This is a genomic window from Sphingomonas sp. J315 (assembly GCF_024666595.1).
In the GTDB taxonomy this organism is placed as follows: domain Bacteria; phylum Pseudomonadota; class Alphaproteobacteria; order Sphingomonadales; family Sphingomonadaceae; genus Sphingomonas.
The window spans coordinates 1,471,818-1,494,899 of sequence record NZ_CP088296.1; the positions used below are offsets into that span (position 1 = coordinate 1,471,818).

The window sequence follows — 23,082 nt, forward strand, 5'->3', positions numbered from 1 at the left end:
AGGCTGAATAGCGGGCGTCAAGCAGAACGCCACCCCCTCTTAACTCCGATCGTCTATAAGAGTCGGAAGAGGGTGGGCAGATGGTCTCTATCGAACGGCTGATTGACGAACATGCGCGGATTACTGCGATGGCGAACGCGCTGATGCGCGACGCGGCGAACGCGTCGGGTGCGGAGCTGCATGCGGCGATCGTCGCACTCGACACCGAACTCGCCGCGCATCTCGCGACCGAGGATCTCGACGTTTATCCGCATCTCCTGTCCGCCGGTGACCTTGCCCAGCGCGAGGCGGCGGAGATCGCGATGGGCGATTTCGAGAAGCTCGCCGCCCAGTGGCGCGCCTATGTCAGCGACTGGACCGCCGAGGAGATCGAAGGCGATCGTGAATTGTTCGTCGAGGCGAGCAAGCGGATGCTCTCGGCACTGGCCGCGCGGGTGCGGATCGAGAACGAGATCCTCTACCCGCTCGCGCTCGCGTGCGGCACGATCACCCTGCGTGAGGCGAGCGCGCGGATGATGGCGCGATAACCCGCTTCGCCCTGCACGATATTCAGGCGAAAATGTCTTCGTGTCCCCCGCGCGGCGGTGCCGTCAGGCGGTAAACTGCGCCCGCCACTGCCCATCCCGCCATCGTCACGACGCCGAAGACGAGGTTCGCGACCACCCTGAACTCGATCGATTCATATTCGATGCCCTGGTCTAGAATGATGGTGCCGAACATCCCGACGAGCAGCGCAACGATCGGGAACAGCAGGATCGCATGCACGACCACGAGCGGCCACGCCGACCGGCGCGTGCGATGCCAGCTTCCGACGATGCTGTCGATCGGACCGGTGCGCTCAACCGCTGCCATCCCGATCGCTGCCGAAGTCCGGGCCGCCAGATAGAGACCCGGCAGCAGCAACAGGAAATAGCCCAATCCGCAAATCAACCAGATCCCGAACTGCAGCCCGATCACGGTAAACGGCGCAACCACGCCGCCGACCCACCCACCGCCCACATCGCCAAAGGCCTGGCGGAACAGGAGATATTGCAACAAGCCCTGCAGAAGTACGGGCGCGATCAGCATCGTGGCTTGCGCACTCCATGATTCGTCGTGATCCTCGATCCAGATCCCGAACACCACATAGATTGCGGTCGCGACGATGAAGGCCAGTGCGTGCGCCCCGATCAGCGCCGAGGCTTCGCCGAGAACTTCCGCAATCTCCAGCCGATTCGAATCATCGATACTCACCGCAAACTGACCCGCCCGCCGGCATGCCGCTCCAGCCGTCCGGCGAGTTCGAGTTCGAGCAGCACCAGCTGCACCGCCGCGCCGGGCAGGCCCGACTGACGGATCAGCTCGTCGACGGGCACCGGGACCGGGCCGAGCAACCCCTCTACCCGGTCACGCCCGGCGGCATCGGGCTCCACCGGGGGCTCCGTGCCGAAGCCGGAAACCGGCGCGCGGACCGCGCGCGGATCGATCGGGCGGATCATTTCAAGGATGTCATCGACGCCCTGCACCAACGTTGCGCCCTCGCGGATCAGCAGGTTGCAGCCCTGTGCGCGCGGATCGAGCGGCGAACCGGGGACCGCCATCACCTCCCGCCCCGCCTCAGCCGCGATGCGCGCGGTGATCAGCGATCCGGAGCGCGGCGCGGCCTCGACCACCACCGTGCCATGCGCCAGCCCCGCGATGATGCGGTTGCGGGAGGGGAAGTGGCGGGCGAGCGGTTCGGCCCCCGGCGGCTGTTCGGCGATCAACAGGCCCTGATGCGCGACCCGTTCCTGCAACTCGGCATTTTCGGGCGGAAAGGCGATGTCGATCCCACTGGCGATCACGCCCGCGGTTCCGCTGGCGAGCGATCCGACATGTGCCGCAGTGTCGATCCCGCGCGCGAGACCCGAAACCACGGTCACACCCGCCTCCCCCAATCCCTGAGCCAGCTGGCGCGCGAAGCGACAGGCAGCGGCCGAAGCGTTGCGCGCGCCGACCATCGCGACACAGGGCCGGAACAACAGGCCGGTATCGCCGCGCACGATCAGTGCGGGCGGGGCGTTTTCCAGCTCCGCAAGCAAGGCCGGATAATCGGGATCGTCGAGGAACAGATAACGTGCACCAAGCCGTTCCACCGTTGCCAGCTCACGCCGGGCGAGCGTGGGATCGGCGAGCGTCGGGGCCGCGCCGCCACCGCACGACGCCAGTCCGGGCAGCGCGTCGAGCGCGGCCTGCGCATCGCCGAAGCGCGCAATCAGCTGGCGATAGGTGACCGGCCCGATGCGCGGCGACCGGATAAGGCGAAGTCGGGCGAGGCGCGCGGCCTCATCAGCCATGCTTGCGCCCGATGCGCGGTTCGGTCCCGGCGAGCAGCCGCTCGATATTCTCGCGATGCTTCCACAGCACGATTGCCGCGAGCGCGACGAGCAGCATGGTGAGATCGAAACGGTCCATCAGCGCAGCGCTGACCGGTGCGCTCATCGCCGCAACCATCCCGGCGACCGATGAAATGCGGAGCAGCGCGAGCAGCCCGAGCCACACCGTCGCAAAGACCAGGCCGCAAGGCCAATGGAGCGCGAGGACGATGCCCATCAGCGTCGCGACGCCCTTGCCCCCCTTGAACTTCAGCCAGACCGGATAGCAATGGCCGACAAACGCCCCGGCCGCGGCGAGCACGCCAAGGCCCGGCCAAAGTGCCTCGACGATCCACACCGCCGCCGCACCCTTGAGCATGTCGAGCAGCAACGTCGCCGCCGCCAGCCCCTTGCGTCCCGTGCGCAGGACGTTGGTCGCGCCGATATTGCCCGATCCGATCTGGCGCAGGTCACCGGCCCCGGCGATCCGGGTCAGGATGACCCCGAACGGGATCGAGCCGAGAAGATAGCCGAGCGCGATGGCGAGCACCGGCGCGAAATTGGCGAGTTGCGTCTGCATGAGTCCCCTTGCTTGGACAAAGGCTAGGTGCTTCGGTAAGCGCACGCAACAATCTCGATCAGCGGACGCATGTGCATGGCCGACACCCGGCCCCTTCTCTTTTTCGATTCGGGCGTGGGCGGGCTGTCGGTACTGGCACCGGCGCGCGTTCTGCTGCCGCATGCGCCTCTGGTCTATGTCGCCGACGTCGCCGGTTTTCCTTATGGGACGCGCAGCGAAGGGGAGATCGCCGCGCGCGTCCCGGCGCTGCTGGGGCGGCTGGCGGAACGCTACAAGCCGCGCCTGATCGTGATCGCATGCAACACCGCATCGACCATCGCGCTGACCCATGTCCGCGCCGCACTCGACGTGCCGATCGTCGGCACCGTCCCCGCGATCAAGCCCGCCGCCGAACTTTCGCGGACGCGGGTGATCGGCGTGCTCGGGACCCAGGCAACGGTGCGCCAGCCCTATGTCGACGATCTGACCGCACGCTTCGCCGCCGATTGCACCGTGCTGCGCCACGGGAGCGCCGAACTGGTCGAGCTGGCCGAAGCGAAATTGCGGGGCGGGACGAGCGATCCGTCGCGGTTTCGCGCGGTGCTGGCCGGGCTGATCGACCAGCCGGGCGGAGATCGCATCGATGTGATCGTCAACGCCTGCACCCATTTCCCGTTGGTCGAGGCCGAACTTGCAGCGGTTGCACCGCATCCGCTGCATTTCGTCGATGGCGGGCCGGGAATCGCACGGCGCATCGCCCACCTGACGCAGGGACAGGAATGGCCGACCAGCCCCACCCCCGGCATCGCGGTGTTCACCGCGACGCCCGACCCCGCGCTGATGCCAGCGGTCGCCACCTACGGCCTGGATCGGATCGAGACGCTGTGATTCTGCGCCGCGAGCTTGCCTGGGTCGCGCTCGCCTGGCTTGCGGCGATGCTGATCGCATTCCGCGATCCGGTGTTGAGCGGGTTCGACCTGGGCTTTGGCGATCGCGCCGACGGGATCATCGAGATCAGCCTGCTCGAACATTGGCGCAACGTGCTGATGGGGGCATCGGCGTGGAACCAGCCGATCTATTTCCACCCGCATCCCGGCACGCTGGGCTATAATGACGGCTATTTCCTGTTCGGCCTCGTCTATTCCTTCTGGCGGATCTGGTTCGACCCGTTCCTTGCCGACACGCTCAACGCCGCGACATTCAAGACGATCGGCTTTGTCGCAAGCTGGTGGCTCGTCCGCCGGACCCTCGGCTGGCAGGCGCCGGTCGCGCTGCTGGTCGCGGCGCTGTTCACGATCAACAATGCAATGGCGCTCCAGGCAGTGCATGCCCAGTTGCAGAGCATCGCGCTGTTGCCCGTGGCGATCATCCTGGCGATCGATGCCGTGCGCGCGGAGGTGGCGGGGCGGCGCACCAGGGCACGGATTTCCGGCGTCCTGCTCGCACTGCTGCTCGCCGCATGGCTGATCACCGGCTTCTACATGGCGTGGTTCACCATCTGGTTCGGCTGCGTGTTCGTCGCGTGCTGGCTGGTTTCGACAGGCAACTGGCGTCCCGTCGCCGCGCTGTCGCTGGCCCGCGCCCATATCGGCACACTCGCCATCTGCGGGGTCGTCTTCGCCGTTGCCGTGCTGCCCTTTCTGTCGGTCTATCTCGCCAAGGCGGGGGAGACGGGCGGGCATGGCTATTGGAAGATGCTGGGCTATCTCGTCACGCCTATCGACCTGATCAATACCGGCCCCGACAATCTCCTGTGGGGCTGGATCCAGCGCGCGTTGCGGGCGCTGCTCGGCCTGTTCGCGCCCGATCCCGATGTTGCACGCCGTGTGTTCGGCGGTGAGCATGAATCGGGCTTCCCGCTTCTGCTGTTCGTGCTGGTCGCGGTGGCGGCGTGGCGCGTGTTGCGGCGACGCATCCCCGCCGATCCCGTGCTGTTCGCCTTTACCCTGGCGGTCGTCGTCAGCTGGGCGCTCACGCTCCAGCTGTGGGTCGTATCGCCCTGGGGTGCGGTGTTCCACCTCGTCCCCGGCGCGAAGGGGATGCGGGTCGTGCTGCGCTACCAGGTCTTTCTGGTGCTGCCGGTACTGCTGCTCGTTGCCGCAGTCTGGCGCGATCGACTGATCGCGTTGCTCGATGCGAAGCGCCTCGTCGCGCTCGCGCTTGTCGGCGTGTTGCTGGCCGAACAGCTCAATGGCTTTTCCGCCGCCCAGCTCAGTCGAAACGCCTATTGGGAGCCGCTGACCCGGGTGCCGCCGCCACCGTCGGGCTGCCGCGCCTTCTACGCGGTGCAGACGCGCGTGGGCGAGCCGCTGTACCGCAGCGCGGCGATGCACGCGAAACACCCGCATAACGACGATTCGATGCTGCTCGCCCAGCTATGGCAGGTGCCGACGCTGGGCGGATATTCGACCTTTCAGCCGAAGGACTGGGTGTTCGCCGATCCGCTGGCCAGCGACTATGACATGCGGGTGGCGGGCTATATCGCCGCGCACAGGCTGACCGGCGTGTGTCGGCTCGACATGCGCCAGCCGCAACCGTGGCGGCGCGTCAGCTGATCGTCAGCGGAGCGGAATCGCGGGGGTCGCCGCCATCGTCTTGACCCGCTGCGCATAGACCTCCGCCATTGCCAGGTGCGCATGGCGCGCGCCCGCATCGTCGGCGCGTTCGGCGCGTTCGCGCTCGGCACGCTCGCGCTGTGTGTAGTAATCGACGTCCGTCTGCGACATCCTTGATCTCCCAATTCTGCGTTCAGCGGGAGCGCGATGGTCTCTCAGCTGCGGAAATGCCCGGAGTCCCGTTCCACAGTGCCCGGACCTATAGCAGATTTCGCCCGTCGAGTCCTGATCTGGGGCAAGCGCCGGCGTAACGAAGAGTCGATCACGATGATCAAAAGTTAGGGCATTGCCCTAGTGGCGCAGCGCTCGAAAAATCGCTAACGGGTCAGAATGACCAGCGAGGCACCCCCGCGCGCGGTAGATTATTCGCGCGTATTCAACCAGGCGATCGACCGGCTTCATGCCGAAGGACGCTATCGCGTCTTCATCGACATTCTGCGCAACAAGGGGATGTTCCCCAATGCGCGCTGCTTTGCCGGGCATAACGGGCCAAAGCCGATCACCGTGTGGTGCTCGAACGACTATCTCGCCATGGGCCAGCACCCCAAGGTGATCGCAGCGATGGAAGAGGCGCTGCACGACGTGGGTGCGGGTTCCGGCGGCACGCGCAACATCGGCGGCAATACCCATTATCACGTCCATCTCGAGGCCGAGCTGGCCGACCTTCACGGCAAGGAAGCGGCGTTGCTGTTCACCAGCGGCTACGTCTCGAACGAGGCGACGCTGTCGACGCTGGCCAAGGTGCTGCCCGGCTGCATCATCTATTCGGACGAGCTCAACCATGCCTCGATGATCGCGGGCATTCGCAATTCGGGGTGCGAGAAGCGGGTGTGGCGGCACAATGACCTCGACCATCTCGAGGAGTTGCTCGCCGCCGACGATCCATCGGTGCCGAAGCTGATCGCGTTCGAGAGCGTCTATTCGATGGACGGCGACGTCGCCCCGCTCCACGCGATCTGCGACCTGGCCGACAAATATAACGCGCTGACCTATCTCGACGAAGTGCACGCGGTCGGCATGTATGGCGCGCGCGGCGGCGGGATTTCGGAGCGCGACGACGCGGCATCGCGGCTGACGATCATCGAGGGGACTTTGGGCAAGGCATTCGGGGTGATGGGCGGCTATATCGCTGCAGATCGCACCATTGTGGATGTGATCCGCAGCTATGCGCCCGGTTTCATCTTCACCACCTCCCTCTCGCCGGTGCTGGTCGCCGGTGCGCTGGCATCGGTGCGCCACCTCAAGCAATCGAGCGAGGAGCGCGACGGGCAGCAGGCAGCGGCGGCGAAACTGAAGACGATGTTCGCCGATGCCGGCCTTCCGGTGATGGACAGCGTCACGCATATCGTCCCGCTGATGGTGGGCGATCCGGTTCGCGCCAAGAAGATCAGCGACATCCTGCTCGCCGAATACGGCGTCTATGTTCAGCCGATCAACTATCCGACCGTTCCGCGCGGTACGGAACGGCTGCGCTTCACCCCCGGACCGGCGCATGACGAAGCCATGATGGCGGAACTGACCGGGGCTCTGGTCGAGATCTGGGAACGGCTGGAACTGCGTGCGGCAGCCTGATGCGTGGCGTTTCCTCCCGGTGCCGCGCCCCGGCACCGGGAAGGGATAACGTTAAGAATCAGCGCGCGACAGCGACCGCCGCAACATTGACTCCCGCAGCTTCCAGCTCGCGTTCGGCCTGCGTGAAGCCATAGGCCGGAACGATCTCGCCCGCACGATCGCTCGCTTCGGCCCAGCGCGCGGCGAGCTGCTCCCCCGCATCCGCGCCGCCGCCGATCTGGATGCCATCGGTCAGCGTCACATTGGCAGTCGCGAAATGCCCCGCGCCAGCGCACAGGATCGCGCGGGTCGGCGCGTCCTCACCTACCAGAGCGAGCAGGCCGGGGCTGACCAGCGCCGGGTCAAGGGCGGCAAGGCTCGCATCCGACAGCACGCCTTCAGTCATGCCCGTCGCCGCAGTCGGCGCGAGGCAGTTGACGCGGATGCCGTATTTCTCGCCCTCGATCGCCAGCGTCTGCATCAGCCCGACCAGCGCCATCTTCGCAGCGCCGTAATTGGCCTGGCCGAAATTGCCGTAGAGCCCTGAGGACGAGGTGGTCATCACGATGCGGCCATAGCCCTGTCCGCGCATGATCTCCCACACCGCCTTGCTCGCAATCGCCGCGCCCATCAGATGCACGTCCACCACCAGCCGGAAATCGTCCATCGTCATCTTGGCGAAGCTCTTGTCGCGCAGGATTCCGGCATTGTTGACCAGAATGTCGATCCGCCCCCAGGCATCAATGGTCGATGCGACGATGTGCGACACCGCCCATTCGTCGGTGACCGAACCGGCCAACGCCAGCGCCTTGCCGCCCTGCGCCCCGATCTCGGCGGCGACGCGCTGCGCCGCGTGTTCGCTGAGGTCGTTGACGACCACCCGCGCGCCCTTGCCCGCGAGGTAGAGCGCATGCGCGCGCCCCAGCCCGCCACCGGCTCCGGTAACGATCGCAATCCGGCCTTCGAGCGACATTGAACCATCTCCCATAATATTCGCTAACGCGTGAGTGAATGTCTTGACTAGGGGTAAACCCTCGTGATCGGCAAGGCTAGCCCCTGCCCCGCCCCCCGGGTTTCGCAGATCTGGCGAAAACCGGCGGCCATGAATGCAGCCATGCGTTCCTTGACTGCCGCAAAATCGTTGGACCGACACAAGCCACCCGACAGCTTGTCGATGCGTCCCGTACGCGCCAGCGTGACCATCAGCGCGCCAGTCACGAAGTGATAGCCCCAGAAAATATCCTCTTCGGCACAATCGGGCAGCGCTTTTTTCAGCAGGCCGATCAGACGCAGGACAACGGGATCGAAATGCGCGTCCATCAGCTCGGCACCCCATTCGGGCGTGTTCGCCACCAATGCACCGAGCGCGCCGTAATTCTTCCAGCCCTCGCCGCCCTCGATATAGAGGTCGAGATCGGTGTCCAGAAAGGCGTGGAGCGCACCTTCCAGCGTCGGCTTGCCGCCGGTCGCGGCGTCGTATTCGTCGAGCGCGCGCAGCCGCCGTTCGCTGGTCACCACCGCGCGACGGGCGAACACCGCGTCGAACAGCTTCTTCTTGTCCTCGAAATAATAGTTGAGCAGCGTGTGGTGCACGCCGACGCGCTTGGCGACGTCCTTGAGCGTCACTCCGTGCAGCCCGTGCTTCGAGAACAGATACTCCGCCTCGTCGAGGATCTGCTCCATCGTCTCCGCGCGCTGTTCAGCCTTGGTCGAGCGGCGGCGCGGCTTGGGCTTGTCGGGCGTCTGTTCCGGCACTGGGCGTTCTTCCCCCTGTTGCCCGGACGCGGACGGATCGCCGCGCGCCGGGTCGAACAAGGTCTCAAGCGCTTCCATATTGAGACCGCAAGCTATTCTTGTCGATTTTGCCGGTTGGAGCGAGCGGCATCGCGTCGAGACGCACCACCGCATCGGGAATCCACCACGACGCGACCCGTCCGCGCAAGGGGGCGAGCAGTTCGGCGTCGCTCAGCGCATCGTCCTGCATTTCGACCAGCAGCAGAGGGCGTTCGCCCCATTTGGCGTCCTCGCGCCCGATCACGGCGGCGAGCGATACCTGCGGCAGCGCGCCGACCACCGCCTCGATCTCGGCGGGATTGATCCATTCGCCGCCGGATTTGATCAGATCCTTGGCGCGGCCGGTGATGATGAGGTTGCCCTGCGCGTCGATGCGGGCGAGGTCGCCGGTCGCGAACCAGCCGTCGGCGTCGGTCGCGGGAGCATCCTGCCCGAAATAGCGGTCCACCACGGCAGCGCCGCGCACGCGCAGATGGCCTTCGGCATCGCGCTGCTGCGGCAGTGCCACGCCATCGGCATCGGTCAGCAACAGGTCGACGCCGATCGCCGGGCGGCCGGAGACCGCCGCCGTCCGCTGCGGATCGTGCGGCGGCGCGACGGTGCCCGAGGGCGACAGTTCGGTCATGCCCCAGCTGGTCTGGACCGTGACACCTAGGACGCGCTCGATCCGCTCCATCAACGCTGGAGCGAGCGGCGATCCCCCAACGATGATACGCTCCAGGCTGGGCAGCGACTCGCCGGTCGCCTCGAGATGTTCGGCGACACCCAACCACACGGTCGGCACTGCGACGCCGATCGTCACCTCCGCCGCGGCGATCAGCCGGGCGAGGCTCGCGCCATCGGTCGCGCGTCCGGGGAGCACCAGCCGCCCACCCGCTGCGGGCAGCGCGAAGGGCAGCCCCCAGGCATTGGCGTGGAACATCGGCACCACCACCAGCACGCTGTCGGTCGACCGGATCGCCATCACATCGGCCTGAAGGCAGCGCAGCGTGTGCAGGAAGCTGGCGCGGTGGGTGTAGGTCACGCCCTTGGGCGCGCCGGTCGTGCCGGAGGTGAAACACAGGCCGCACGGCGTCGTTTCAGCGAAATCGCCCCATACCGCTCCACCGGGTGCGGTCGCGATCAGCGGTTCCAGCGCGGTGACAGCACACGTCCCCGCCGTCTGAACATCGGCTTCACCGTCGATCACCAGCATCAGAGACAGGTCCGGCACGCGCTCGGCGATGGCACGCGCGAGCGGCTGGAGATCGGCGCTGACGATCATCACCCGCGCACCCGACTGCACGACCATATCGGCAAGCTGCGCCGCAGTCAGGCGCGGGTTGAGCGTGTGGCAGACCGCGCCCATGCCCATGATCGCATACCATGTCTCGACATGCGCCTGGCTGTTCCACGCCAGCGTCGCCACGCGATCCCCCTGCCTGACGCCAAAGCTGGTCAGCAGCGACGACACCGCCAGTGCGCGGTCCCGCAGCCCGGCATAGCCGATCCGGTCGATCCCGCCGCCGTCCCGCGCAGTGACGACCTCCGCATCCGGATGCCATTTGGCGGCGTGGTGCAGGAACTTGTCCAGCGTCAGCGGATAATCCTGCATGCTTCCGTCGATCATCGGCAACCCGTCGCCTTGTTGAGGACCGGCGAGGCGACGCCGGTGTTCCAGTTCCATGGCTGATCGCCCGCCGCGCGGCGGCGGCACATCGCCGCTTCGTGCAGCGCGAACATGCCGGGCATCAGCCGCGTTCCCGGCTGGGGCTTGCCTGCGAAGTTCATGTAGTTGGCAGGCTTGCCATAGGCCTCCCATGCCGGCTGGCCGTCCGCGACCGGGGTGCCGCTGCGCGCAAAGCTCGCCCAATAGGACAGCATCGCGTCCGACAGGCGGCGGTTGGTCACGTCATCGGGAACCTTGGGCCAATAGGGGGCGTGCGGCTGGCGGTGCCGAACACATAGGGGATTTCGGCAGCATGAAAGGCGTGGAGCCCATTCTCGTCCGCCGCCGGATAGCCATGGTCGAACAGGTAGAGATAGGCGCGCTGCCCGATCGTCGTCTGGCCGATCGCGAGCCGCATCGAGGTCCAGCCGTAGAGCGCGTCGCGCGTCGTCGCGAGCAGCGACTCCTTGATGTTGCTCGACGGGTAAAGCCGCAGGAGATGCTCGGCGAGGTCACCATAACGCGCGCGAACTGCCGCCTCATACGCCTCGGCGGACGCGGGCGCGGGCGGCAGCAGCACCGTCAGCGACCGGATCTCGCCCGAGTTGAACCCGGTCAGCACCGGCACCTTGGCCTGTTCGCCATGGTCCCAGATCGCGACCAGCTGGCGGGTCAGCGTCCTGCCGTCGACCGTCCCCCATGGGCCATAGCCCTTGGTCGCGGCCTCGACCGTCAGCTTCTCCGCGTCCATCGCGCGCAGCCCGGCAAGGTCGCGCGCGCCGACCGCCGCCATGATCTGGCTCCCCGCCGCTTCGGCCGAGGGCAGGCCGTGCGCGCCGCGCTTCAGCTCAGGCGTGGTGATCATGTACGCGCTCTGCGCCACCGCCTTGTGGAACAGGCCGCGCGCCTGCGGGCTGGCCATCAGATACATGACGCTGAGCGCCCCGGCGGACTCGCCCGCGATGGTGACGTTGCCCGCATCGCCACCAAACGCCGCGATGTTGCGCTGTACCCATTTCAGCGCCGCGATCTGGTCGAGCAGTCCGTAATTGCCCGACACGCCGTCCTGCGACTCCGCGCTCAGTTCGGGGTGGGCGAGATAGCCGAGGATGCCGAGCCGGTAGTTGATCGACACCACGATTATGTTGCCGCGCTGGGCCATCCGCGCGCCGTCATACATGGATTCATGGCCATAGCCCGCGACCAGCGCGCCGCCGTGGATCCATACGAACACCGGCAGGTCCTTGCCCTCCGCTGGCGCCCAGATGTTGAGCGTCAGGCAATCCTCGCTGACCTTGTCGAGCGGGTTGGTATAGATGCCGGCATTGCGGTTGCGCGGCTGAACACAGGCGGTGCCGAACGCGGTCGCCTTGCGCACCCCCTGCCAGTCCGGGGCCGCAACCGGCGGTTTCCAGCGCAGCGGGCCGACCGGCGGCTGCGCATAGGGGATGCCGCGAAAGATCCGGACGCCGCCCTGCTCCACCCCCTCGACCGTGCCGACCGGCGCGGTGACCCGCGGATGGGCCAGCGCGGGCGCGGCGAACAGCAGCGCGATCAGGACGATCAGCCGCTTCACGCCGCCGCCTCCCCGCGCTTCAGCCGCCGCGCGAGCGCCACGAACAATCCGATCGCGATCAGATAGAAGGGGGTGAGCGTGTAGAGCGCGCTTTGCAGACTCTGCGTATCGCCCTGCGCCTTGAACCAGTCGCTTGCGAACCCGACCCAGGTCGGGCCGAGACCAAGGCCGATGAAGTTCATGATCAGCAGCAGCAGCGCACCCGACAGTACGCGCTGATTGGGGCGCACCTCTTCCTGCACCAGCGCAACCGAGGCCGAGAGGTAGAAATAGTTGAACACCATCACCACCGCGAGCAGCGCCAATGCGAGCGGCCAGCCCGGTGCCCAGACAAAGCCGATGTAAAAGGGCATCGCCACCGCCAGTGACGCGGCCGGGGCAACCGCATAGCCGCTACGCGATTTCCGGGTCATCGCGTCGATCACCCGGCCCGATACGACCATCCCGCCGCCCATGCCGATCAGCAGGACCAGCGCGTACCAGACCGCGACGTCGCCCAGCACCATGCCCTTTTCGCGCATCAGATAGAGGACCGCGAAATTGCCCAGGCCATAGGTGACGAACTGGGTCGCACCGCTCCCAAGCGCCGCGAGCATCAGCACCGGGTTGGAAAGGAACGCGCCGACCGTGGGCCAGAACGGCGCCTTGTCGTCCGCACTCGCCGCGCGTGCGCCATCCATCGCGCCCTTTTGCGGCTCGCGGATCGTCAGCCACACGAACGCAGCCGTGACCACGCCGATCGCGCCGACGATGATGAAAGGCAGCCGCCAGCCATAATGTTCGGCGATCGCCGCGCCGAACGCGACGCCCGCCGCCGCACCGATCGCCGGACCCAAGTTGAAGATGCCCAGCGCCGCCGCGCGCTTGCCCGGCGGGTAGGTGTCGGTGATGATCGCATAGGATGGCGGGACGCCGCCGGCCTCGCCGAATCCTACCGTCATCCGCGCGATGACCAGCTGCGTATAGTTGGCCGCCATGCCGCATGCGACCGTCGCCCCGCTCCAGATCGCGCAGGCAAGGCTGAGCACCCCGACGCGGCTGGTGCGGTCGGCGAACCACCCCACGGGGATCGCGATGAAGCAATAGAACATCGCGAAATAGAGGCCGCCGATGAGTCCCAACTGGGTGTCGGTGACATTCAGCGAATCCTGGATCGGCTTGGCGAGGATGCCGATCAGCTGCCGGTCGAGGAAATTGAGCACATAGACGAAGGTGAGCGTGACCAGCACGAACCACGGTCGGTTCGCGGGTGACGGACGGCCGGTGTCGCCACCGGCCGTCGCTGCATCAGAGGCCATAGCCAAGGCGGATCCCCACGGTGCGCGGGCGCAGCGTGCCGAAGCGGCTCACCAGGAACGCCTCGGGGTGGATGTACACGACCGAATGATCGTCGAAGAGATTCTCGACATAGAGATTGGCCGAGAGCGACCCCTTCTTGACCCCCAGATTGAGGTTCACATTGGCATATTCGTCGGTCTTGCCGAACGTCGCGAGGCGCAGGTTCGGGTTGCCCGGCGTGTTCGGGAACGAGCTGTTGTAAGACCCCACATATTGCGCGTTGATCGCGAAGGTGCCGCGCGCGCTATCCCCCAGGTCGAAGCCATAGGAGATGTACGCCGCACCCTGCAGCCGCGGTGCCGACAGACGATGGCCGAGCACCGCGCCCGAGATCGTCGCCTCGGTCGGGGTCAGCTTGGTGATCTTGAGTCGTTATATGCGGCGTTGAGACCGACGAAGACATCCTTGGCCGGGATCACGCCGATTTCGACCTCGAACCCCTTGCTACGCGCGGCGCCGATATTGGTGGCGAACTGGACCGAGTCCGAGCGGCGGTTGGCCTGGGCCTGGATGTTGCTCCAGTCGATCAGGTAGAGCGCGGCGTTCATCGTCACCCGACCGTCGAGCCAGCGCGCCTTGGCACCGATTTCGTAGCTCTTGAGGTCGTCCGAGTCCGCACCGTAGGGGATGATAATGTCGGTCGGGTCGGTCAGGCTGGCGGCACCGGCGCGGGCATTGACGATCGGCGCGCGGAAGCCAGTCGAGAAGGTGGCGTAGGTGGTGATCGCCTCGCTCGGCTTCCAGCTCGCGCTCGCCTTCCATGACGGAGCCGATCCGGTCGCCTTGACCCCGGCCGCTGCGGCATAGGGGGTGAAGGTGGCGGGATTGAAGTTCACCGGAATGCCGAACAGCGCATAGGTGAAATAGTTGAACCCGCCCGCCGTCGCGAGATAGCCGCCCGCCTCGGTAAATGCCTGTGCCGAGGTGCGGCCATAGCGCATGCCGCCAGTCAGCCAGAATTTGGGCGAGAAGCGATAGGTCAGCTCACCGAACCCGGCCAGCTCGTCGCTCTTCGAATGCGTGTAGAGCTTCTGATAATATTGATCGGGCAGGCCGGTGATCCCGCGCGCCGCGAGGAATTGCGGGTTGGAGCGGTAGAAAAAGTCCACGTCGCGGCGGCGGTGCATGTAGAAGCCGCCAATGGTGAATTCGAACGGGCCGTCGAGCGACGACACCAGCCGCGTTTCCTGCACGAACACCTTGTCATAGGCGTCGGCGTCGAGGCCGAACGCGATCGGCGCGCCGGGGAACGAGCCGGGCGCGAAGGTGCCGGCCAGGTCGACATAGAATTTCTGGTCGAAATCCGAATAGGTCGATGAGCTGGTCAGGCGGGCGAAATCGAATTCATATTCGACCGTGCCGTTGATGATCGTCTGCTTTCCGGTGAAGCGGTCCGGCTGATCCGACACGCGCTTCTCGCGGCCGAGCGACGGGCTGGTGAGCGAGCTGTCCTTGGGATCGCTGTCCTCATAGGACCCCATCACGCGCACCGACAGCCGGTCGGTCGGCTTCCACAGCGCGATGACGCGCCCGCCCCAGTTGATCAGCTTGTTCGAATTCTTCACGCCCGTCCCGACATTGTCGAGATAGCCGTCTTCGTTGCGATAGAAGCCCACCGCGCGCACCGCCAGCGTGTCGCTGACGATCGGCAGGTTGACCATGACATTGTAACGCTGCCGGAAGCTGTCCGATCCGGTCAGCGCGAGATCGACCTGCCCTGCCATGTCGAACGACGACAGATTGGGGTTCTTGGTCAGAATGCGCATCGCACCCGACAGCGATCCCGACCCGAACAGCGTGCCCTGCGGACCGCGCAGGAACTCGACGCGCTCGACGTCGAACAGGGTCGGGTCGACCACCGTCGTGTTGCCGATCGTCGAGATCGGCAGTTCGTCGATATAGACCGCGACCGAGCTCTGCAGGTTCGCGTTATAGCCGTTGGTGGCGATGCCGCGTGCAGTGAAATTGTTGAAATTCTGGGTCGGGCGGTTGAGCACGACGCCCGGCGTTTCGCGGGCGATCCCCTCGAACCCGACAATGCCCTTTTCGGTCAGCTCTTCCTGCTGGAACGCGCTGATGCTGAGCGGCACGTCCTGGATGCGCTCGGCGCGGCGGGTGGCGGTGACGACCACTTCATCGTCGCCCTGAGCGGCGGTGTCGCCGGCCGGGGCGTCCTGCGCCGCAGCGGACATCGGAACCGTGAACAGCGTGACCGCGCACGCGGTCGCCAGAAGCCTTGCCCTCATCCTTACCTCTCCTCGATGCCGTCGATCATGCGTCGACTTGCTGGAAGGAATATGTCGCGATGTCCGGAGCCTGTCAACATTCACTATCACGAGTGTGAATATCTTTTCGGGTCATGGATTTGCGGCAATGGGGGACGGTCGCGCGATGGAAATCAGGCTTCGAGCGCGAGCAGCGCGAAGCTGGCGAGCCAGTGGCTGCCCATGTAGTCGTCCTCCAGATGCGGCAGGCTGGCGGCGAGATGGCGGTCGGCGGCGGCGCGCATCGTCGGGATGTGCGCATGCGAGTCGGGCAATGCCGCAGCAATCCCGCGATACGCCCAGGCACGGCTGAGGTTGAGACCGTCGAGATGCGCGATCTTGCCGTCGCTGCGATCCGACACATGCGCCGGTGTCAGCAGATGGTCGCCGATCGCGGGCAGATAGGCGGCGAACCACGCGGCAAATGCGACCGGATCGAGCACACGGCTCATCAGCAATGCGATCGACAGCGTCGGCGACAGAAACTCGTCGCCGCCGGGCTCGAACGTCCGGCAATCCCGCAGCGACCCGAACCAGTCGCGGCTCCGCTGGTCGATCAGCACCAGCAGCGCGCCGTCGTGCTCCAGCGCCCAGTCACGCGCCAGCGTCAGTGCGAACGCCGTGTTGAAATGCGTGCCGACATAGAGCGGGTAGGTCAGCTTGGGCAGGAACCCCATGAACCGCTCCGCGAACGCGCGCGCCAGCGGCTCCAGCGCCGCCGCCCACGGGGCGTCGTGCCGCGCGAGCTCGCCATGCAGCGCGAGCAGCCAGCCCCAGCCATAGGGCCGCTCGAACGCCGCCGCATAGGGCCGCGAGAGATAGGCAAGCTCGACCGCGACCTTGTCCGGCACCAGCATCGCATCGGCCCGCGCGCGCGCCGCTGCCGCCTCGGGCAGGTCGGGGAAGCGCCGAGCGATCCGCATCACCTGCCACCAGCCATGCACGCAGCTGTGCCAGTCGAAGCTGCCGTGAAAGATCGGGTGGAAGGCGACCGGCGGGCGCGCATCCTCTGGCCCGTTCAGCACATGGTCCATCTTGTACGGCCATTGCTGGCCGAGGTGCGACAAGGTGGTGCGGGCGAACCGCGCGGCGAGTTCGGGGGTGAGGGTGCTCATCAAAAGCCCAGCCACCAGATGAACAGGATATTGACCCCCAGCAGCGGCAGCGCCGTCGCCACCTGCGCCTTGATTACGCCATTGCGGTCCTTCAGCTCGAGCAGCGCGGCGGGGACCAGATTGAAGTTCGCCGCCATCGGCGTCATCAGCGTCCCGCAAAAGCCAGCCAGCATCCCGATCGCCCCGATCACCGCCGGGTCGCCGTTGTACTGAACGATCAACAACGGCACGCCGATCGCCGCCGCCATCACAGGAAAAGCGGCGAAAGCGTTGCCCATGATCATCGTGAACAACGCCATCCCGACGCCGAACACCACGACGGTCAGGAACACGCTACCCCCAGGTATCATCGCGCGCGTAAGGTCGCCGATCACCGTGCCAACCCCGGCCGCAGCAAACACCACGCCGAGCGCGGCGAGCATCTGTGGCAGCACTGCCGCCCAGCCGATCGAGTCGATCAGCCGCCGCCCCTCCTGAAGCGGGGCGAGCGCGGGCGGGCGCAACCACACGAACAGCACCAGGATGGCGCCCAGCACGCCGAGACCGAGGAGCACATAGGTCTCGCGCTTCGCTTCGATCAGGCCGGAGGTGCCGAGCGGGGTGTAATTGTAAAGCAACGTCCCGAACAGCGCGACGGCGGGGATGATCAGCGCGGGGAGGAACAGCCGGTTGCCGAGCCTCGCGCTGAACGCTTCACGCTCGGCGTCGCTGGTCGTCGCCGGCTCGCCGCGCCCGATCGCGCCGAACCCGGCTAGCCCCGCCAACCCCAGCACCAGCAGCCCGTTGCCAAGGTCGCCGAGATACGATCCGGCGAGCAGGCTCAGCGCCATCAGGCCCCAGAAGGCGGCGTTGCCGAACCGCTTCGTATTGCGCCGGTCGCGCGCGCTCAGCACCGCAAAGGCGGCGAACATCAGACCGGCAAGGACGTAGAGCCAGTTAAGGGTGATCATGTGCGCCCCCTCCCCAACCGTCGGTCGAGCAGCAGCAGCCGCGCGGGCATGGATGACGAACGCGGCGATCGCGGTCGGGATCGCCCAGACGGCAAGCTCCAGCGGGGCGAGCAATATGCCATAGGTCGACAGCGTCGCCTGAATCAGCACGATCGATCCGATCGCGAAGAAGATGTCCTCGCCAAAGAACAGCCCGACATTGTCCGTAGCGGCGGCATTGGCCTTGACCGTTTCCGCCTCATCCTCGGTCAGCGCGCCATGCTGCTGCTCGGCGGCGGCCAGCGCCATCGGAGCAACGAGCGGTCGCACCGTCTGGGGATGCCCTGCCGTCGAATGGAGCCCGATCGCCGCCGTGATCTGGCGATAGAGGAGGTAAAGGATCAGCAGCCGGCCGGCGGTCGCGCGGCGGAACCCGCCGATCACCGCGCGCGCCCGCTGCTGAAGGCCATAGCGTTCGAGCAGACCGATCACCGGCAGCACGATCCATACGATCGCGATGATGCGGTTGTCGTTGAACGCCTTGCCGAACGCCGAGATCACCTCGACCGGCCCCATCCCGGCAAGCAGACCGGTGACCAGCGCCGAGGCGGTGACAACCAGCATCGGGTTGAGGCGCAGCGCAAAGCCAGCAACGACGACCAGGATGCCGAGCAGGGGGAGGTAACTCATGCGCCATAGCCTCCGCCGCCAGGCGTTTCGATCACGAACACATCGCCTGCGCCGACCTCGACCGAGGCGGTCGCGCCGAACCGCTCGACGGTGCCGTCCGCACGCTCGACATGGTTCGCGCCGGTCGCTCCGTCCCTGCCGCCCGCCAGCCCGAACGGCGGCACGCGGCGGCGGTTGGCGAGGATGCCTGCGTGCATCGGCTCAAGAAAACGGACCCGGCGCGCCGCACCATCGCCGCCCCGCCACTGACCATTGCCGCCCGACCCGCGCCGGATCGAGAATTCCTCGAGCCGCACGGGGAAGCGCGTTTCGAGGATCTCTGGGTCGGTCAGGCGGCTGTTGGTCATGTGCGTCTGTACCGCCGCGGTCCCGTCGAACCCCGGACCGGCACCGGAGCCGCCCGCGATCGTCTCATAATATTGGTGGCGCTCGTTGCCGAAGGTGAAGTTGTTCATCGTCCCTTGCGCCCCCGCCATTGCGCCCAAAGCGCCGAACAGCGCGTCTGTCACCACCTGGCTGGTCTCGACGTTGCCCGCGACCACCGCGGCGGGAAAGCGCGGATTGAGCATCGACCCTCCCGGCACGCGGATCGTCACCGGGCGCAGACAGCCGTCGTTGAGCGGTATCGGCTCATCGACCAGACAGCGGATGACATAGAGCACCGCCGCGCGGACGACCGACAGCGGCGCGTTGAAATTGTCGGGCAGCTGGTCGCTAGTCCCGGTGAAATCAAAGCTCAGCGTGGCGGCATCGCGATCGACCTCTACGGCGACCGCCACCACGGAACCGTTGTCGAGTTCGTAGCGGAAGGTGCCGTCGGACAGCCCGCCGATGAGCCGTCGCACCGCCGCTTCGGCATGATCCTGGACATGGCCCATATAGGCGCGGACCACCGCCACCCCCTGTTCGTCGCACAGTCGCTGGAGTTCGGAAGCGCCGCGCGCGCACGCCGCTACCTGAGCTGCAAGGTCGGCGAGATTCTGGTCGATATTGCGGGCCGGCCATTTTCCCGATGCGAACAAGTCGCGGGTTTGCGCTTCACGCAGCACAGAATTTTCGACCAGCAGGAAATTGTCGATGACGACTCCTTCCTCCGCGATGTCCACACTGTCCGGTGGCATGGATCCGGGGCTGATCCCGCCGATATCGGCATGGTGCCCGCGCGCCGCGATGAAGAAGTCGGGTGCGTCCCCCGACCCGACGAACACCGGCTGGATCACGGTGATGTCGGGCAGATGCGTCCCGCCATTATAGGGTGCGTTGAGGGCGTAGACGTCGCCGCGCCGGATGCCGCGCCCGTCGGCACTGCGCCGGTCGATCACGGTGCGGATGCTCTCGCCCATCGACCCCAGATGCACCGGGATATGCGGCGCATTGGCGATGAGGTTGCCCGCGCCGTCGAACAGCGCGCAGGAGAAATCGAGCCGCTCGCGGATATTGACCGATGTCGCGCTGTGGCGGAGCGCCGCGCCCATTTCCTCGGCGATCGCCATGAACAGCCCGGCGAAGATCTCCAGCCGCACCGGATCGGCGCTGGTGTCGCTGCGTTGCGCGCGTGCGGTGGCTCCGCTTCGGGTCAGCAGGATGCTGCCCTCGGCATCGATCGTTGCGGTCCAGCCGGGTTCGATCACGCTGGTCGCGACATCGTCGATGACCAGCGCGGGACCGCTCACCTGCGCCCCGGCGGGCAGCGCATCGCGGCGGAAGACGGGTGCGTCGTGCCAGTCGCCGGCAGTGTAGAGCCGCACCTGCGCGTGAGGCTTCGCCGCACGGGCGGGCGGAGCGGGGAGCGACGGCGCAGCGCGGGCGGGCTCGATTGCCTCGACACTCAGCATCTCGACCGTCAGTTCGCCGCGCGGGGCATAGCCGAAGCGCTCGCGGAACTGCTCGGCGAAGGCGGCTTGCATCGTCTCCCCCGCACCGAACGGCACCGCGATCAGATTGTCGGAGCCGGGCAGCCGCAGATGCGCGAGCGTTTCAACGGTGACGCCTCCCGCCACCCCCTGCGCGGCCAGTGCCGCGCACGCCTCATCGGCAAGAGCAATCTGCGCCGTCGCCAGCCTGTCAGCGTCGACGAGCGGCAGCGCCACGGTCCGCTCGCGGATCGCGCGCTGGCGGGCCAGGCCGATGCCATAGGCCGAGAGCACCCCGGCGAGCGGGTGGATCAGGACGGTCTCGATCCCCAGCGCATCGGCGACCAGACACGCATGCTGCCCGCCCGCGCCACCAAAGCACGACAGGGCGAAGCGCGTCACATCCTGCCCGCGCGCGATCGAGATCGACTTGATCGCATTGGCCATGTTGGCGACCGCGATGGCGACGAATCCTTCGGCCGCCGCCTCAGGCGTCATGCCCGCAGCCGCCGCCTCCGCCGCCAGCCGCGCGTGCGCCGACTCTGGATCGGGCGGCAGATCGCCGTCAGGACCAAAGGCGGCGGGAAAGAAACCGGGCTGGAGCTTGCCCAGCGCGAAGTTGCAGTCCGTGACCGTCAACGGCCCGCCACGCCGATAAGAGGCCGGACCCGGCACCGCCCCCCGCCGATTCCGGGCCGACGCGCAGCCGGCCGTCCTCGAACCGGCAGATCGACCCGCCGCCCGCCGCGACGGTGTGAATGCGCAGCATCGGAGCGCGGATGCGCGCGCCCGCGACGATCGTCTCGCTGTCGCGCTCATAGCGGCCGGCAAACAAGGACACATCGGTCGAGGTGCCGCCCATGTCGAAACCGACCACGCGATCGAACCCGGCGGCGCGCGCAGTTTCCGCCATGCCGACGATGCCGCCGGCGGGGCCGGACAGGATCGCGTCCTTTCCGGAAATCGCCCCGCCCGGGGCAAGCCCGCCGCTCGACTGCATGAACAGCGGCGCATTGTCCGCGCCCAGCGCGGCGTCGAGACCGGCGACGTAGCGGCGCAGCACGGGCGACAGATAGGCGTCGGCGACACAGGTATCGCCGCGGGGGACCAGCTTGATGAGAGGTGCCACGGCGTGGCTCGCAGAAATCTGGGTAAAGCCGATCTGTACCGCCAGCTGCGCCAGCGCCACCTCATGCGCGGGATAGCGAAAGCCGTGCACCAGCACGATCGCCACCGCGCGCAACCCAGACTCGAACGCCGCCGTCAGATCGCGCCGCGCCGCGTCGAGGTCGAGCGCGCGCACCACCGCTCCATCCGCGCCGACCCGCTCGTCAATTTCGACCGTCGCGGCGTCCAATGACGGCGCGCGCTCGATCCGCCGCGCGAAGATGTGCGGCCGGTCCTGGGTGCCGATCACCAGCGCGTCGCCGAAGCCGCGCGTGATCGCCAGGCACACCGGCTCGCCCTTGCGCTCGAGCAGCGCGTTGGTCGCGATGGTGGTGCCGATCCGCACCTGCATCGGCGGCAGCGCCCCCGATGCGACACCCGTTACGCGCCGGATCGCGGCAATCGCCGCGTCGTCATAGTGACCGGGATTTTCCGATAGCAGCTTCAGCGTCGTCAGTGTTCCGTCGGGCGCACGCGCAACCATATCGGTGAAGGTGCCACCGCGATCGATCGCGAATTCCCAACACCCCGATCCGCTCACCCCGGCCCCCCGTTACACCTCGCAGCACCCGTGGATACGCGGCTGGCCAAATCAGACAAGATGGCGATTGGATTACCCGGTCGCCGTTTCGCCCGACCCGGCGTTGCCACTTGCGGCACGTTTCAGCCGGTCGCAAAGCCATGACAGGCCCCGGTCGCTGCTGCGCGCGCTGTGAAACTGCATCATTTCGCGCATCACCGGCAGCGGGAAGGGCGATTCCTGGACGATCAGCCCCAGTTGCGGCGCCAGTTCGCGTGCGAGCCGTTCGTGCATCAGCGCGAGGCGGGTCGTCCCGGGCAGGATCCACGGCACCTGCGAAAAGGCAGCACAGACAATTTCCACACGACGCTGTTCGCCCTGACCGCGCAGATAATTGTCGATGAACGTGCCATCGCGCGACACGCTGGTCGCCACATGCCCGCTGGCGAAATAGGTCTCTGCATCCAGCCGTCGGTGCATCACGGGGTTGGTCGAGCAACCGACCACGACATGCCGTTCCTCGAACAGCAATTCGCGCGGGTGATGCGGACTGAGAAACTGTTCGGGCGAAATGAGCAAGTCGATCTCGCCGTCGTCGAGCTGTTCGAGAATGTCGGAGCGCGGCAGCGTAATCTCGATCCGGATGTGCGGTGCTTCCCTGTGCAGCATGCGCAGTGCCGGGCCGAGTAGAACGGTGGTGATATAATCCGACCCGACAATGCGGAACGTGCGCTGCGACTGGGCAGGATCGAACCGCATACCGCTCGCAAGGATCGCGCGCATGTTCAGCAGTGCTGCGGCCACGTCGGGCGCCAGCGACAGAGCGGCAGCGGTCGGCACCATCCGCTTGCCGTGCTGCACCAGAATTTCGTCGGCGAACGATTCGCGCAACCGCTTGAGCGCCGCGCTCATCGCCGATTGGGTAAGGTTGAGCCGCTCCGCCGCACGCGTGACGCTGCGTTCCTCGATCAGGACGTCGAATGCAATCAACAGGTTGAGATCGAATTGATCGAGCCGCATCCATCAATTCCATTTGTGCTAAACGATAGAAACAAATCGTTATGATAAATGATCGGCTTTGACCATCCTCAATGCAGAGGCGCGCTCGGCGAAGCGGCGCCCATGGGAGG

Annotated in this window: 19 protein-coding genes and 2 pseudogenes; 4 read left to right on the top strand and 17 right to left on the bottom strand. The window is 66.6% G+C overall.

Annotation, left to right across the window (positions count from 1 at the left end; all coding sequences use genetic code 11):
• Nucleotides 1-80: 80 nt before the first annotated feature.
• Entirely contained in the window at nt 81-527 is a 447-nt protein-coding gene (locus LRS08_RS07545) for a hemerythrin domain-containing protein (protein ID WP_257844250.1), read from the top strand.
• Between the two features lie 22 nt (nt 528-549).
• Here LRS08_RS07545 and LRS08_RS07550 read toward each other — a convergent pair whose 3' ends face one another.
• From LRS08_RS07550 to plsY, 3 genes are read right to left on the bottom strand one after another with little or no spacing between them, the layout of a single operon-like run.
• Nucleotides 550-1,233, bottom strand: coding sequence for a hypothetical protein (locus tag LRS08_RS07550; RefSeq protein WP_260481519.1), 684 nt, complete (start codon nt 1,231-1,233; stop codon nt 550-552).
• The gene (gene dprA, locus LRS08_RS07555) at nt 1,230-2,315 is read right to left on the bottom strand and encodes a DNA-processing protein DprA (RefSeq protein ID WP_257844248.1); all 1,086 of its coding nucleotides are present in this window, start codon (nt 2,313-2,315) and stop codon (nt 1,230-1,232) included. The genes LRS08_RS07550 and dprA overlap by 4 nt, the downstream gene beginning before the upstream one ends.
• A complete protein-coding gene (gene plsY / locus LRS08_RS07560; RefSeq protein WP_257844247.1) occupies nt 2,308-2,913 on the bottom strand; it encodes a glycerol-3-phosphate 1-O-acyltransferase PlsY in 606 nt (201 codons plus the stop codon). The genes dprA and plsY overlap by 8 nt, the downstream gene beginning before the upstream one ends.
• Nucleotides 2,914-2,988: 75 nt before the next feature.
• Here plsY and murI point away from each other — a divergent pair, with 75 nt between their 5' ends.
• Together murI and LRS08_RS07570 are read left to right on the top strand one after the other, a co-directional pair.
• Nucleotides 2,989-3,780: a glutamate racemase gene (gene murI, locus LRS08_RS07565; protein WP_257844246.1), complete on the top strand. Its 792-nt coding sequence runs from the start codon at nt 2,989-2,991 to the stop codon at nt 3,778-3,780.
• Nucleotides 3,777-5,447 (top strand): hypothetical protein, encoded by a 1,671-nt coding sequence (locus LRS08_RS07570; RefSeq protein ID WP_257844245.1) that lies wholly within the window; start codon nt 3,777-3,779, stop codon nt 5,445-5,447. Before murI ends, LRS08_RS07570 begins: the two co-directional genes overlap by 4 nt.
• A gap of 3 nt (nt 5,448-5,450) precedes the next feature.
• Here LRS08_RS07570 and LRS08_RS07575 read toward each other — a convergent pair whose 3' ends face one another.
• The gene (locus tag LRS08_RS07575) at nt 5,451-5,618 is read right to left on the bottom strand and encodes a hypothetical protein (RefSeq protein ID WP_257844244.1); all 168 of its coding nucleotides are present in this window, start codon (nt 5,616-5,618) and stop codon (nt 5,451-5,453) included.
• A gap of 219 nt (nt 5,619-5,837) precedes the next feature.
• Between LRS08_RS07575 and hemA the strand changes: the two genes are divergently transcribed.
• Nucleotides 5,838-7,079: a 5-aminolevulinate synthase gene (gene hemA, locus LRS08_RS07580; protein WP_257844243.1), complete on the top strand. Its 1,242-nt coding sequence runs from the start codon at nt 5,838-5,840 to the stop codon at nt 7,077-7,079.
• Between the two features lie 58 nt (nt 7,080-7,137).
• Here the strand turns inward: hemA and LRS08_RS07585 are convergent, their stop codons facing one another.
• From LRS08_RS07585 to LRS08_RS07640, 13 genes and pseudogenes are all read right to left on the bottom strand, one after another.
• Nucleotides 7,138-8,031: an SDR family NAD(P)-dependent oxidoreductase gene (locus tag LRS08_RS07585; RefSeq protein WP_260481520.1), complete on the bottom strand. Its 894-nt coding sequence runs from the start codon at nt 8,029-8,031 to the stop codon at nt 7,138-7,140.
• A gap of 47 nt (nt 8,032-8,078) precedes the next feature.
• Nucleotides 8,079-8,891, bottom strand: coding sequence for a TetR/AcrR family transcriptional regulator (locus LRS08_RS07590; protein WP_260481521.1), 813 nt, complete (start codon nt 8,889-8,891; stop codon nt 8,079-8,081).
• Nucleotides 8,878-10,461, bottom strand: coding sequence for an AMP-binding protein (locus LRS08_RS07595; protein ID WP_257844241.1), 1,584 nt, complete (start codon nt 10,459-10,461; stop codon nt 8,878-8,880). The genes LRS08_RS07590 and LRS08_RS07595 overlap by 14 nt, the downstream gene beginning before the upstream one ends.
• On the bottom strand, nt 10,458-10,742 hold the full coding sequence (locus tag LRS08_RS20045) for a hypothetical protein (protein WP_308222994.1): 285 nt from the start codon (nt 10,740-10,742) through the stop codon (nt 10,458-10,460). Before LRS08_RS20045 ends, LRS08_RS07595 begins: the two co-directional genes overlap by 4 nt.
• On the bottom strand, nt 10,739-12,076 hold the full coding sequence (locus LRS08_RS07600; protein ID WP_308222993.1) for a carboxylesterase family protein: 1,338 nt from the start codon (nt 12,074-12,076) through the stop codon (nt 10,739-10,741). Before LRS08_RS07600 ends, LRS08_RS20045 begins: the two co-directional genes overlap by 4 nt.
• Nucleotides 12,073-13,374 carry an MFS transporter gene (locus LRS08_RS07605; protein WP_257844240.1) on the bottom strand — a complete coding sequence of 434 codons (1,302 nt, stop codon included), beginning with the start codon at nt 13,372-13,374 and terminating at the stop codon, nt 12,073-12,075. Before LRS08_RS07605 ends, LRS08_RS07600 begins: the two co-directional genes overlap by 4 nt.
• Entirely contained in the window at nt 13,364-13,735 is a 372-nt protein-coding gene (locus tag LRS08_RS07610; protein ID WP_260481522.1) for a TonB-dependent receptor, read from the bottom strand. The genes LRS08_RS07605 and LRS08_RS07610 overlap by 11 nt, the downstream gene beginning before the upstream one ends.
• A 29-nt stretch (nt 13,736-13,764) precedes the next feature.
• A complete protein-coding gene (locus tag LRS08_RS07615) occupies nt 13,765-15,660 on the bottom strand; it encodes a TonB-dependent receptor (RefSeq protein ID WP_260481523.1) in 1,896 nt (631 codons plus the stop codon).
• A 152-nt stretch (nt 15,661-15,812) separates the two neighbouring features.
• On the bottom strand, nt 15,813-16,793 hold the full coding sequence (locus tag LRS08_RS07620; RefSeq protein WP_257844238.1) for a DUF2891 domain-containing protein: 981 nt from the start codon (nt 16,791-16,793) through the stop codon (nt 15,813-15,815).
• A complete protein-coding gene (locus tag LRS08_RS07625) occupies nt 16,793-17,743 on the bottom strand; it encodes a DUF979 domain-containing protein (protein WP_257844237.1) in 951 nt (316 codons plus the stop codon). The genes LRS08_RS07620 and LRS08_RS07625 overlap by 1 nt, the downstream gene beginning before the upstream one ends.
• A pseudogene (locus tag LRS08_RS07630) lies at nt 17,740-18,412 on the bottom strand (DUF969 domain-containing protein). The gene LRS08_RS07625 and the pseudogene LRS08_RS07630 overlap by 4 nt, the downstream one beginning before the upstream one ends.
• Nucleotides 18,409-21,916 (bottom strand): annotated as a pseudogene (locus tag LRS08_RS07635) (hydantoinase B/oxoprolinase family protein). Before LRS08_RS07635 ends, LRS08_RS07630 begins: the two co-directional pseudogenes overlap by 4 nt.
• A 129-nt stretch (nt 21,917-22,045) precedes the next feature.
• Nucleotides 22,046-22,972: a LysR family transcriptional regulator gene (locus LRS08_RS07640; protein WP_257844234.1), complete on the bottom strand. Its 927-nt coding sequence runs from the start codon at nt 22,970-22,972 to the stop codon at nt 22,046-22,048.
• Between the last annotated feature and the right edge of the window lie 110 nt (nt 22,973-23,082).

Bases quoted from the DNA above. Each gene is read 5' to 3' on its own strand.
- LRS08_RS07590 (WP_260481521.1), bottom strand. From the start codon at position 8,891: ATGGAAGCGCTTGAGACCTTGTTCGACCCGGCGCGCGGCGATCCGTCC.
- hemA (WP_257844243.1), top strand. From the start codon at position 5,838: ATGACCAGCGAGGCACCCCCGCGCGCGGTAGATTATTCGCGCGTATTC.
- LRS08_RS07595 (WP_257844241.1), bottom strand. From the start codon at position 10,461: ATGATCGACGGAAGCATGCAGGATTATCCGCTGACGCTGGACAAGTTC.
- LRS08_RS07605 (WP_257844240.1), bottom strand. From the start codon at position 13,374: ATGGCCTCTGATGCAGCGACGGCCGGTGGCGACACCGGCCGTCCGTCA.
- LRS08_RS07620 (WP_257844238.1), bottom strand. From the start codon at position 16,793: ATGAGCACCCTCACCCCCGAACTCGCCGCGCGGTTCGCCCGCACCACC.
- murI (WP_257844246.1), top strand. From the start codon at position 2,989: ATGGCCGACACCCGGCCCCTTCTCTTTTTCGATTCGGGCGTGGGCGGG.
- LRS08_RS07640 (WP_257844234.1), bottom strand. From the start codon at position 22,972: ATGCGGCTCGATCAATTCGATCTCAACCTGTTGATTGCATTCGACGTC.
- LRS08_RS07585 (WP_260481520.1), bottom strand. From the start codon at position 8,031: ATGTCGCTCGAAGGCCGGATTGCGATCGTTACCGGAGCCGGTGGCGGG.
- LRS08_RS07625 (WP_257844237.1), bottom strand. From the start codon at position 17,743: ATGATCACCCTTAACTGGCTCTACGTCCTTGCCGGTCTGATGTTCGCC.
- LRS08_RS07545 (WP_257844250.1), top strand. From the start codon at position 81: ATGGTCTCTATCGAACGGCTGATTGACGAACATGCGCGGATTACTGCG.
- dprA (WP_257844248.1), bottom strand. From the start codon at position 2,315: ATGGCTGATGAGGCCGCGCGCCTCGCCCGACTTCGCCTTATCCGGTCG.
- LRS08_RS07575 (WP_257844244.1), bottom strand. From the start codon at position 5,618: ATGTCGCAGACGGACGTCGATTACTACACACAGCGCGAGCGTGCCGAG.
- plsY (WP_257844247.1), bottom strand. From the start codon at position 2,913: ATGCAGACGCAACTCGCCAATTTCGCGCCGGTGCTCGCCATCGCGCTC.
- LRS08_RS07615 (WP_260481523.1), bottom strand. From the start codon at position 15,660: ATGAGGGCAAGGCTTCTGGCGACCGCGTGCGCGGTCACGCTGTTCACG.